Source organism: Haliovirga abyssi, assembly GCF_030295325.1.
Taxonomy (GTDB): Bacteria; Fusobacteriota; Fusobacteriia; order Fusobacteriales; family Haliovirgaceae; genus Haliovirga; species Haliovirga abyssi.
Window position 1 is genome coordinate 103,054 of sequence record NZ_AP027060.1, and the last position, 13,224, is coordinate 116,277.

The window sequence follows — 13,224 nt, forward strand, 5'->3', positions numbered from 1 at the left end:
AATTAAGTCATTCAGCACAAAGACTCAAAGTTCACTAAGGAACACGAAGAAAACATTTTTTTAGTTAATAAAAAAATAAGCTACGCTTTATACTGTACCCTATAAGATGGACATTTAAAAAAAAGTTGCATCAGATATGGTATTTTTATATAATATCTATAATGTTAATTTAATAGATTGGAGGATTTCATGAGCAACAAAATATTCACAAAAAAAGAGATTGAAATTTTATCAAAAAATAAATATGTCAAAACTATAAGTTCTAAGGCAATCACATATACATCAGAATTCAGAAGAATTTTTATTGCAGAAAGTCAAGATAAAATTTTACCTAGAGCAATATTTGAAAAATATGGATTTGACGTACAAGTATTAGGGATGAAAAGGATTCGATCAGCAGCAGCAAGATGGAGACGTGCCTATAAAGAGCAAGGAGTATTAGGGTTAGATGATAGAAGAAAAGAGAACTCTGGACGACCTTTAGAAAGAGAGCTATCTTTAGAAGAGAAATATGAAAGGCTTCAAGTAAAAAATGATTATCTTCAAGCGGAGATTGATTTGCTAAAAAAGCTAGACGTGCGAGAAAGAGAGGTGAACGGTAAATTAATTGAATTATCGCCATCAGAAAAGTTTGTTATAATCAAAGATGTAATAGAAACAAGTGGTGTAAAAAATATTATAAAATATTTATGTGAAGTTGCAGAAATTTCTAGAACAAGTTATTATAACTATTTGTCTGAAACTTCCAAAACAAATAAAAGCAATCAAGAATTAGAAGATGAAAAAGCAAGAGATTTAATCATAAAAGCATATGAATTCAAAGGTAGGCAAAAGGGAGCTAGACAGATAAAAATGACTTTAGAAAATGAATTTGCTACAATTTTTAATCTGAAAAAAATCAGAAGAATTATGAAAAAATATAGTATTGTATGTACGATTAGAAAGGCAAATCCTTATAAGAGAATAGCAAAGGCTACAAAAGAGCATACAACTATTCCAAATAAATTGAATAGGGAATTTAAACAAGAAATACCAGGGAAAATATTATTAACAGATATAACATACCTATCATATGGTAATGGTCAACGTGCGTATTTATCAACTATTAAGGATAGTTCAACAGGAGAAATACCTGCATATGTATTATCTAAAAATATTAAGTTAGAAATTGCAACAGAAACAATAAGAACTCTTATGGAAAACAAAAGCTTTAAAATTCATAAGGATGCATTAATACATTCTGATCAAGGAGTCCATTATACAAGCCCAACATTTCAAAAATTAGTTAAAAATAGTGGCTTAGATCAGTCAATGTCAAGAAGAGGTAATTGCTGGGACAATGCTCCTCAAGAATCATTTTTTGGCCACTTTAAAGATGAAGCAAATATTAAAGAATGTAATACATTTGAAGAATTAATTAATGAGATTGATGATTATATGGATTATTATAATAATTATAGATGTCAGTGGGGATTAAAAAAGATGACTCCTATAAAATATAGAAATCATCTTTTAGAAAATAAATCAGCTTAACTACTTTTTTTTAAAATGTACTTGACAAAGGGTACAGATTACTTCATCTGGTAGAACATAAATGTTTTTCAAAATTTTTGGCTTCTAAAAAATTTTGCCTTGAAAAATCGCATATTTCAAAAAAACGGCGTAGCTTATTTCTGAATAAACTTATAGTTTCCTAACAAATTAGGAAACTATAAATTTGTTCTTATATGAATTATTCTTTGTGCTCCTTTGTGTTCTCCTTTCTTAGTGCTGAATCTTTTAAGTTTTTAAAACTATTTTCAAATTATTACTAATTAATAGAAAGGAGAAAAATTATGGCAGTAATAGAATTTAATAAAGAGATTAGAGTAAATCCATATTTTGGAATAAATATTACAAATAATATAGCTAGAATATTTAAAAATTACAAAAGAGATGAATCAATAGAAATAATAAAAATTTTATTGAATATCTCAAAAAAAAGAGTTGTAGAAATAAAAGAAGCTGAGTCAACTGATGGGAACAAAGTTATAATATTGCTACTTTATGGGAGTAAATATATTTCAAAAAATATTGTAAAAGAGATTCCAGAAAATCCAGATGGAACATTTGCTTTTCCTGTATTTGAATTAGATTTCAATAACGTAGTTGATATAGAGGAAGAGCTAAGAGTACTGGGATATGATTAATTACAATTATAAATTATAGTTATACTTGTAGAATTGTAGAAAAAAATAATTTCAACACAAATATGTAAAGGACACAGAAGTTTGCAAAGAAAAATTATAATTAATTTTTTATTCGCATATATTTAGTTTATGGTATCTCTGCGTCACTTTGCGCTCTCTGTGGCTCTGCGTTGAATACCTTTTTTTACAATTATCTCACACTATCCAAAAGCACACTAGGGAGGAATATGAAAAATAAAAGTAGATATAAAAATAAACCAAAAAAGTCAAAACAAATTGAAATAACAGTTAAAGAGCCTATGGAACTTATGGATTTTATCATGAAAATGTATGAGGGGAAAAACAGAAATAAAGTAAAAAGTTTATTAAAACATGGACAAGTGGTAGTAGACGATTTAATCCAGATGAAATATAATTATAAATTAAATCCTGGGCAAAAAATAATTATTAATGGCAAAGGAATTTCAAAAGAAAAAATGAATGGCGTTAAAATAATGTTTGAAGATAATTATGTGATTGTTATAGAAAAAGAATCAGGTTTATTAACTATAGCTACAAACAAAGAAAAATTGAATACAGCAAATAGTATTCTTCGTGAACATGTAAAAGAAGCGGACCCAACAAATAAACTATTTATAGTGCATAGATTAGATAGAGATACGTCAGGAGTAATGATATTTGCGCGTAATAAAATGGTGAAAGAGACTTTTCAAAATGAGTGGAATGAACGAATATTGGAGAGAGCTTATGTTGCAATTCTTGAGGGAAATATTCCAAATGATGAAGGAACTATAGAATCATATCTTAAGGAAAACAGAGCTTTTTTGATGTATTCTACTAAGGATACTAAAGATGGAAAGAAGGCTATAACGCGTTACAAAGTGTTAAAAAGAGTTAATAATTATACTCTTGTAGAAATACATTTAGATACAGGGCGTAAAAATCAAATACGTGTACATATGCAAAATATGGGGCATAGCATAATAGGAGATAAAAAATATGAAGCAAAAACAAATCCAATTGGACGATTGGGGCTTCATGCGAAAATAATAGAATTTAAACATCCAATAACAAATAAGATAATGAGATATGAATCGCCTTTACCAAAAGAATTTAAAAAATTGATGAAGATGTAAGCAGAGAATGTATAGGATTATTTTTGATAGGGAAAATATATAAGAAATAAAATTAAATGGAAAAGAGATTGCTAAAATAGTGGTCTCTTTTTTTGTTAGGAAAGTATAAATTTATTTAGAAAATAAAAAAATATTTAAAGGAAATTTAAAAAAGAAGCGTATAATAACTATAAGAACAAAAAGGAAGTAGTAAGATGGGAGGAGTCTTTTCAATATGAAAATAGCATGGGATAAATAAACATAGAAAAATATCTTAAAACAGTTAAAGCTTTTTCAAAAAAATAATTATTCTTATTATTGTGTTGTCCAATTGTTAGGGAACGTTTAAAAAATAATTTTATTATATTTTGTCATAAAAACGCTTGAAGAATGTTTAAAAATAATTTTATATATTTTGTTATAAAAACGCTTGAACCATTGCGTATTTTAAAACAAAATGAAAAGGTTATTTTTAAATCATTCCTAAACCATTGCGTATTTTATAACAAAATCGAAAGGTTATTTTTAAGCCGTTCCTAGGTAAATTATTTAATTGATAATTTAAAGGAGGCGGGTAAAATGAAAAGGAAAATTTTGTGGAAAAGTTTATTTATGTTTTTGGGTTTAATGCTATTAGCTGTGGGGTGTTTTGAAAAGCCAGTTGAAGAAGCAGTCACATTATCTCCACCTACAAATTTACAAGTTGTTCAAAAAGATGAAACTTTTATACAATTTAGTTGGCGTGGGGTTTCGGGAGCGGAAGGCTATAAAATTTATAAGAGTTCTACAAGTTATGGAACTTTTGTACAAATAGGGAATTCTCCAGTAGTTGTATACAGGGATGAGGAATTAAATCCAGGGACAACATACTATTACAGAGTTAAAGCATATAAAGGAACTGTAGAAAGTCAATTTAGCCAAGTTTTACAAGCAACAACATCTGAAAAACCTAAAATAATAAATATTACTCCAGCTAAAGATTCAACTGGAGTATCAATTAACACAAAAGTAGTGATAACTTTTGATAAAGATATGGATTCAGGAACATTAACTAGTAATAATGTTTATTTAATGAAATCGGTAGGACTTGAAACAATAACATCAGCAATTACTTATAATAATAAAATTTTAACTTTAACACCTTCATCACCTTTAAATTATAATACAGAATATACTATATTAATTTCTTATAAAGTAAAAGATATTAACGGCAATGGCGTTGAGTCAACTCTCTCAAGTTTTACAACAGAACAAGAAACTGTAGTGAATACAGCACCAACAGCACCAACAAATCCAACTCCAGCAAATAATGCAATAGATATAACAACAAATTCAGCTATAACATGGCAAGCTTCAACAGATTCTGATGGAGACGCAATAACATATGATATTTATTTAGATGAAACAACATCTCCTGCAATAAAAGTAGCATCAGATTTATCTGTAGTAACATATTCTCCAACTTTAGGAGTGGGAAAAACATATTATTGGAAAGTAGTAGCAAAAGATGGAAAAGGTGGAGAAACATCAAGTGAAATTTGGAAATTTACAACAATTTCTCAAACAGTAACTTATAACGTAGGAGATAAAGTTTGGGAATTTAATTCAGGAACTGCAATGTATAGTAGTCCTGCAACAGGAAATAACGGAGTAATTTATATAGGCTCAAATGATGATAATTTGTATGCAATAAATCAAGATGGTACAGAAAAATGGGAGTGTAAACTTGATTATGATGCAGGAACGCCAGCAGTAGGAAGTGATGGAACTATATATGGTGGTTCTAAGAAAGAAACACTTTACGCAATAGATCCAACAGATGGCACAAAAAAATGGAGTTTTACAGAAGGTGGTGGATTTATAAATAGTGCTCCAGCAATAGGAAAAGATGGTACTATATATTTTGGGACTTCAGGGAATATATTATATGCAATAAATCCAAATGGCACAAAAAAATGGAGTTTTACAGTAGATAATAATATTCAAATATCTCCAGTAATAGCTTATGATGGAACTATATATGTTGGAAGTAGTAGTGGAACTATATATGCTGTAGATTCAGATGGTACAAAAAAATGGGAATTTACAGAAAATGGGAGCTCTGTAAATGGACTAGCTATTGGAACAGATGGGATTGTTTATGTAATAGCAATAAAAAATATATATGCAATAAATCCAGATGGAACAAAAAAATGGGAATATGAAATTAGTAGTTCTACAACAACACCAACTCAATTAGTAATAGGCAGTGATGATACTTTATATTTTGGAGCACAAATATTAGAAAGTGATTGGGTTAATAAAATTTTTGCTGTTGATAAAAATGGAAGTAAATTATGGGAAAAAACTATTGATGAGGATATACAAAATGGTCCTGCATTAGGAGATAATGGAAATATCTATTATATAACTTATGGAAAATTAGAAGTATTTGATACTAATGGAACAAAAAAATGGGAATTTGATGCAGAAGATGGAATGTATGGGAATGATTCTTCTCCATTAATATTAAATAATAGAGTCTATTTTGGAACCTCTAAAGGAAAATTATGTGCAATTTATGATAATGTAGGAGGGGTGGCAGATTCACCTTGGCCAATGGTTGGACATGATACATATCATACAGGAGTTACTCATTTAGAAACAATAACGCCATCAAATACTCCGCCAACAGCTCCAACAAATCCAACTCCAATAAATAATGCAGTAGATGTTTCAACTGCAATTGTATTAGAGTGGGATAGAAGCAGTGATTCAGATGGAGATACAGTAACATATGATGTATATTTAGATGAAACAACAAATCCTATAACAAAAGTAGCAAAAGATTTGTCAACATATTATTTGGGGATATCTTTAGATAATGGAAAAACATACTATTGGAAAGTAGTAGCAAAAGATGGAAAAGGTGGAGAAACATCAAGTGAAATTTGGAAATTTACAACAATAAATAGTACTATTAGCAAGGTAGAAACTCCAACTGCTAGTCAAACTGGAGGAGAAGTAGCGGTTGGAACAAAAGTTTCATTAAGTTGTTCAACAACTGGAACAGCTATATATTATACATTAGATGGTACTGACCCGACTAAATCAGACACAGAATATATTGGAGAAATAACAATAGATTCCGATATAACAATAAAAGCATTTGCTACAAAAGATGGTATGACAGATTCTGATATTTTAACAGTTAGTTATACAGTTACTGCAGCAACAAGTGATGGAGACAGTTTTGCAGATGCTATTCCTTTAAATGTGGAAGAAACCATAGCAAATTATTTAGGAGCTGAATCGGATGGAGTTACAGATTCTAAAGATTGGTATAAAGTAACATTAAGTAGTCCAGGCGCATTAACTATAACTGTAACAGGAACAACAAGAATAGATGTATATGATTCGAACAATACATATCAAGGAGGAGTATCAGAGGCTGAAAATCCAACTTATACGAATAACTTTACAGCAGGAACATATTATTTCCAATTAAGTTCAAGCCAAGTAGGAGCGTATGAAATAAGTGCTACTTTTGTAGCAGGTGGAACTTTTGCAAATGAAGAAGATCCAACAGGAGATTATGATAGTTCAAGCAATACATCAAGAAATGATACATTTGAAACAGCTTATGGGTTAGGATTAGGGACAGAAAATAGTAAAAAAGGCTATTTAAAATATAGAAATGATAAATGGAAAGAAGATACATCAGATTGGTATAAAGTGACATTAAGTAGTCCAGGAGCATTAACCATAACAGTAACAGGAACAACAAGAATAGATATATATGATTCGAACGATACATATCAAGGAGGAGTATCAGAAGCTGCAAATCCAACTTATACAAATAACTTTACAGCAGGAACATATTATTTCCAATTAAGTTCAAGCCAAGTAGGAGCGTATGAAATAGGTGCTACTTTTGTAGCAGGCGGAACTTTTGTAAATGAAGAAGATCCAACAGGAGATTATGATAGTTCAAGTAATACATCAAGAAATGATACATTTGAAACAGCTTATGGGTTAGGATTAGGGACAGAAAATAGTAAAAAAGGCTATTTAGAATATAGAAATGATAAATGGAAAGAAGATACATCAGATTGGTATAAAGTGACATTAAGTAGTCCAGGAGCATTAACCATAACAGTAACAGGAACAACAAGAATAGATATATATGATTCGAACGATACATATCAAGGAGGAGTATCAGAAGCTGCAAATCCAACTTATACAAATAACTTTACAACAGGAACATATTATTTCCAATTAAGTTCAAGCCAAGTAGGAGTGTATGAAATAGGTGCTACTTTTGTAGCAGGTGGAACTTTTGCAAATGAAGAAGATCCAACAGGAGATTATGATAGTTCAAGTAATACATCAAGAAATGATACATTTGAAACAGCTTATGGGTTAGGATTAGGGATAGAAAATAGTAAAAAAGGCTATTTAGAATATAGAAATGATAAATGGAAAGAAGATACATCAGATTGGTATAAAGTGACATTAAGCAGTCCAGGAGAATTAACTATAACTGTAACAGGGACAACAAGAATAGATGTATATGATTCGAATGATACATATCAAGGAGGAGTATCAGAAGCTGCAAATCCAACTTATACGGAGAATCTTACAGCAGGAACATATTATTTTCAATTGAGTTCAAGTCAAGTAGGAGCATATGAAATAAGTGCAGAATTGCCTATATTTAAAGCTGTAAATGATCCAACAACTTTAAATTCTAATATGGAATCTATTGGATTAAGTTCCGATGGTTTAGATACTTATATGTTTTTTAGAAATAGCGACTTAGAATATAATGTGCCAAATGTTTATGTTACAAAAAAAAGTGGAGACAGTGATTGGACTTTATTAGGGACAAATCCTGTAGGAACTGCATATACAGGAACATACTCTTCGCTTGAGATGACTGTATATAATAATATTCCTTATATAGCTTATTCTGATGATGAATATGGTCAAAAATGTTCTGTTAAAAAATATGATAATGGAAGTTGGAGTTATGTTGGAACAGCAGGCTTTGCAGAAGCTGCTGATTCTGCTTACAGAGGAATGGTTATTGATTCAAATGATAAAATATATGTTACTGTAGATTTGTCTTCAGGATTAACAGTATATGAATATGATGGAAGTAGTTGGACAAAAGGAGATTATCTATCAACAGAAGCTACTTCTTCAACTAAATTAAAGTTGGTAAATAATATACCTTATATAATTTATGAAGATAATGCTGCATATGGTAGCACAACTCAAAAGATAGTTATAAAAAAGAGAGGAACTGCTGGTTGGGAAAATGTGATGGAGATTACAGGAACAGGAGATATAAGAAATAATTATTTAGATTTTGTAGTTTTAAATGACGATATATATATATCATATTATAGTAAAGATGATGATAAATTGTATATAAAAAAATATTCTAGTGGGAATTTAAGCGACATAACAGGAAATTTAACAGCATATCAATATGCACAGGGTATAGGAATGGCAATATATGAAAATACAGTTTTTCTTGCATTAAGTGAAAGTGCAACATCTGGGAAGAGCTTAGCATTTTATAAATATGTAAATGATACTTGGACAAAAGTTGGAGATAGTTTTAATGAAAATAGTACTATATATAATATTAAATTAAAAAGTAATGAAAATAGTATGGAATGTTCATTGGTAACATCTGATAAGAATATAAAAGTATATAAATATTGAGATGTTGAAAAGTAAGAATCCAGTTTAAAAACTGGGTTCTTATCTTTTTATTTTTTACTAGGAAAGTACAAATTTAATTCAAAAAAATAGTTGACAAAAAAATCAAAATGTAGTACCATTTTATTAGCAACCAGTCATATAGAGTGCTGATAAAATGGAGGTGGGTGAAATGGAACAAGATAAATTTACACAAAAAAGTTTAGAAGCTTTGTCAGAAGCACAAAATTTTGCTATAAGGTATAAGCATCAGCAAATCGATGTAGAGCATTTGTTATTAGCTTTACTTGGGCAGGTAAATGGATTGATTTCAAATATTTTACGAAAAATGGGAATAGATGTATCAGGATTAATAAGTAAAGTAGAAAGTGAATTGGATAAAAGATCTAAAGTAGAAGGAGGGAATACAGAAATATATGGTTCTACTAGATTAAATAGAATTTTAGTTAATGCAGAAACATATATGAAAAAATATAATGATTCATATATTAGTGTAGAACATCTATTTTTAGCAGTAATTGATGATTTAAATTGGATAAAGGAATTTGGAGTTAATAAAAAGAATTTTGAAAATGTATTAAAAAGTGTTAGAGGTTATCAAAATGTAGATTCTAAAAATCCTGAAGGAACTTATGATGTCTTAAATAAATTTGGGAAAGATTTAGTTTCATTAGCTAGAGAAGGGAAATTAGATCCTGTAATAGGAAGAGATGAAGAGATAAGAAGGGCAATAAGAATTTTATCAAGAAGAACTAAGAATAATCCTGTATTGGTAGGAGAACCGGGAGTAGGAAAAACTGCAATAGTTGAAGGGTTAGCTCAAAGAATATTAAAAGGAGATGTTCCAGAAGGATTAAAAAATAAGACAGTTTTTTCATTAGATATGGGAGCACTTGTTGCTGGAGCAAAATATAGAGGAGAATTTGAAGAGAGATTAAAAGCTGTTTTAAAAGAGATAGAGGAAAGCAATGGAGATATAATTTTATTTATAGATGAGATTCATACAATAGTTGGTGCAGGAAAAACTGAAGGGGCTATGGATGCAGGGAATTTATTAAAACCAATGTTAGCTAGAGGAGAAATAAAAGTTATTGGAGCCACAACTATTGATGAATATAGAAAATATATAGAAAAAGATTCAGCTTTAGAAAGAAGATTTCAACCTGTTATGGTAAATGAGCCAACAGTTGAGGATACAATATCCATATTAAGAGGATTAAAAGAGAGATTTGAGGTACATCACGGTATTAGGATTTCTGATAATGCTCTTGTTCTAGCCGCTGTATTAAGTCATAGATATATAAGTGATAGACATTTACCAGATAAAGCTATTGATCTAATAGATGAGGCTGGAGCTATGTTAAGAGTAGAGATTGATAGTATGCCATATGAATTAGACGAAATTTCAAGAAGGATTATGCAACTTGAAATAGAAAAAGAAGCATTAAAAAAAGAGAAAGATAAAGTTTCAAAAGAGAGATTGCTTAAATTAAAAAAAGAGTTATCAGAATTAAAAGTAAGAAGAGATGAATTAAAGAGTAAATGGGACCTTGAGAAACAGGGAATAGTTAAAGTTAAAGAGATTAAAGAAGAGATTGAAAAGGTAAATTATCAAATAGAGGAAGCTGAAAGACAATATGATTTGAATAAAGTTGCAGAACTTAAATATGGTACATTAACAGAATTGGAAAATAGATTAAAAGATGAAGAAGCTAGACTTGAAAAAGAGAAAGAGAATCAAGAAAATAAATTACTAAAAGAGGAAGTAACAGGAGAAGAGATTGCACAAATTATCTCTAAATGGACAGGTATTCCATTATCAAAATTAATGGAAGGAGAAAAAGAGAAGATATTATCCCTTGAAAAAAGATTGAATACTCAAGTAATTGGACAAAGTGAGGCTATAAAATATGTGGCAGATGCAATAGTAAGAGCAAGAGCAGGATTAAAAGATCCAAAGCGTCCAATAGGGTCATTTATATTTTTAGGACCTACGGGAGTTGGGAAAACTCATTTAGCGAAGAGCTTGGCATATGACCTGTTTGATAGTGAGGATAATATAATTAGGATTGATATGTCTGAATATATGGATAAATTTAGCGTAACACGTTTAATAGGAGCACCTCCAGGATATGTTGGATATGAAGAGGGTGGTCAATTAACAGAAGCTGTAAGGAGAAAGCCCTATTCTGTAATACTATTTGATGAAATAGAAAAAGCCCATCATGATATATTTAATATTTTATTACAACTTCTTGATGATGGAAGATTAACAGATGGGAAAGGTAAAGTTGTAGATTTTAAAAATACAATAATAATAATGACTTCAAATTTAGGAAGTGGATATATAGCTGAGTCTGCTGAAATTACAGAAAATATAAAAGAAAAAGTTTTTGACACATTGAGGGGATATTTTAAACCAGAATTTTTAAATAGAATAGATGAGATTGCTCTATTTAAGATGTTGGACAGAGAGAGTATAAAAGAGATTGTAAAATTATTGCTAGTTGAAATAAATAATAGATTAGAAGAAAGATATATAAAATTGGAATATACAGAGAAAGCTTTAGATTTAATTGCTGAAAATGGATATGATCCTATTTATGGAGCAAGGCCGTTAAAAAGATATTTACAAAAAGGAATAGAGACAAATTTAGGTAAAATGATTTTAAGGGGTGAAATAAAAGAGAATTCTGTTGTTAAGTTAGATGTTGAAGATGGAGAGTTGGTTTATAGGAAATAATTTTGTGATAAAGAGCCAGAATGGGGGACTGTTCTGGCTCTTTATATTTTTTATTTATTAGGAAAGTATAAATTTATTCAGAAAATAAGCTACGCCGTTTTTTTTAATATGTTATTTTTAAGCCATTCCTAAATAAAAAGAGGAAATCCAAAAATAAGCAGTAAATATATATAGAGGTGATAAAAATGAAAAAGATAGTGTTTTTATTTTTAATATTTTCTAATCTAATCTTTGCAGAAGAACTTGTTTTAAAAGAGATGCAAATAATCCCACCAAAACTTCAAGTAAGAGAGAATATCTCAAACGTCGAACATATATTTATAATAAAAAATAGAAAAGGAAAATATTATATTGAAGTTTTTTATAAAAAAGGAAAGTCAATATATAAAAAAACAATACCAGTAGAAAAAAAGATAGTTTCAGAAATTTTTCTTAATAAAGAATATTCAGATAATTTAAGTTACGAAACTGAAAAAGATAAAAATATTATCGTTTATGGGACGACATTATATTCAGCTTCCACAGCATTTTTATTAATTATTGATACCAATAGAGAAAAGGTAGCTTTTGCAACTTCTGCAGTTGCAGGATGGGGTTCTTATATTTATTTAAATAAATTAGCAGATAGAGGAACTTTTTACAAACGCGATTTTATAAATATGTCTCTTGCAGGATTGTCAACTACAATTGAATTATATGATATTTTAAGAGGAACATATGGAGAATTAAATAAAGAAAGAGTAAAATTTATGATTGGAACAGGATATGCTGCTTATCTTTATACAAAAAAAATATCAGATAAATATAAAATAAATAGAACTGCTTTTTCTATAGGAACAGAATGGATGTTTATTTCGAGATTTCAAAATAGTTTTTTAGTAAATGAAAAACAGCTTAGTGAAAGAAACTATTATAGGATTAATGCTGTTGTTAATCCTATAGTTTTTTATTCTGGTTTGCAATATGGAATGAAATATAGGCTTTCAATGGGAGCATATGGAATTTTAGATAATTATTCATTATCTTTAAGAAATATACTTTTAGAAATACCTGTAGATGCACGAGTAAAAGCTGGAATTAGCTCAATTGGAGCAGTCACTCCATATATATTAGGCAAAAATATAGAAGAAAAAATAAAATTTAGAAAAAATGATTGGTTTTTAGCAAAAGCCTCACAAGGACTTGGTTGGCTTACGGGGTTAGCAATTACAGGCCTTTTTGAGGATAAAATGGAAGAAGGACAAGCTAGAACGTTCTTAAATGTATCAACTTCACTTGGTGTTATTGGGGCAACCTATTATACAACAAAACTTTTTGAAAATAGAAATGAAAAAATAGGTTCAGAAAAATTAGATTTGTCAGATTATATTGATATTAATCCAATAGGCATTTTAAGTGCAATGAATAAATTAGAAGGTAATTGGCCAATTTTTACAATACATTTTTAATAATTGGTTGATTGATC

Annotated in this window: 6 protein-coding genes; all 6 read left to right on the plus strand. The window is 29.3% G+C overall.

Annotated elements, in window-relative coordinates:
- The first annotated feature begins 189 nt into the window (after positions 1 to 189).
- The 6 genes from RDY08_RS10850 (at position 190) to RDY08_RS10875 (ending at position 13,207) form a co-directional block, all read left to right on the plus strand.
- On the plus strand, positions 190 to 1,533 hold the full coding sequence (locus RDY08_RS10850; protein WP_307903683.1) for an IS3 family transposase: 1,344 nt from the start codon (positions 190 to 192) through the stop codon (positions 1,531 to 1,533).
- A gap of 302 nt (positions 1,534 to 1,835) precedes the next feature.
- The gene (locus RDY08_RS10855) at positions 1,836 to 2,189 is read left to right on the plus strand and encodes a hypothetical protein (RefSeq protein ID WP_307905644.1); all 354 of its coding nucleotides are present in this window, start codon (positions 1,836 to 1,838) and stop codon (positions 2,187 to 2,189) included.
- Positions 2,190 to 2,416: 227 nt separating this feature from the next.
- On the plus strand, positions 2,417 to 3,325 hold the full coding sequence (locus tag RDY08_RS10860) for an RluA family pseudouridine synthase (RefSeq protein ID WP_307905645.1): 909 nt from the start codon (positions 2,417 to 2,419) through the stop codon (positions 3,323 to 3,325).
- A gap of 558 nt (positions 3,326 to 3,883) precedes the next feature.
- Positions 3,884 to 9,019 carry an outer membrane protein assembly factor BamB family protein gene (locus tag RDY08_RS10865; protein WP_307905646.1) on the plus strand — a complete coding sequence of 1,712 codons (5,136 nt, stop codon included), beginning with the start codon at positions 3,884 to 3,886 and terminating at the stop codon, positions 9,017 to 9,019.
- A gap of 169 nt (positions 9,020 to 9,188) precedes the next feature.
- Positions 9,189 to 11,759: an ATP-dependent chaperone ClpB gene (gene clpB / locus RDY08_RS10870; protein WP_307905647.1), complete on the plus strand. Its 2,571-nt coding sequence runs from the start codon at positions 9,189 to 9,191 to the stop codon at positions 11,757 to 11,759.
- 185 nt (positions 11,760 to 11,944) lie between these two features.
- Complete coding sequence (locus RDY08_RS10875) at positions 11,945 to 13,207, plus strand: hypothetical protein (RefSeq protein ID WP_307905648.1); 1,263 nt, start codon at positions 11,945 to 11,947, stop codon at positions 13,205 to 13,207.
- The last annotated feature ends 17 nt before the right edge of the window (positions 13,208 to 13,224 follow it).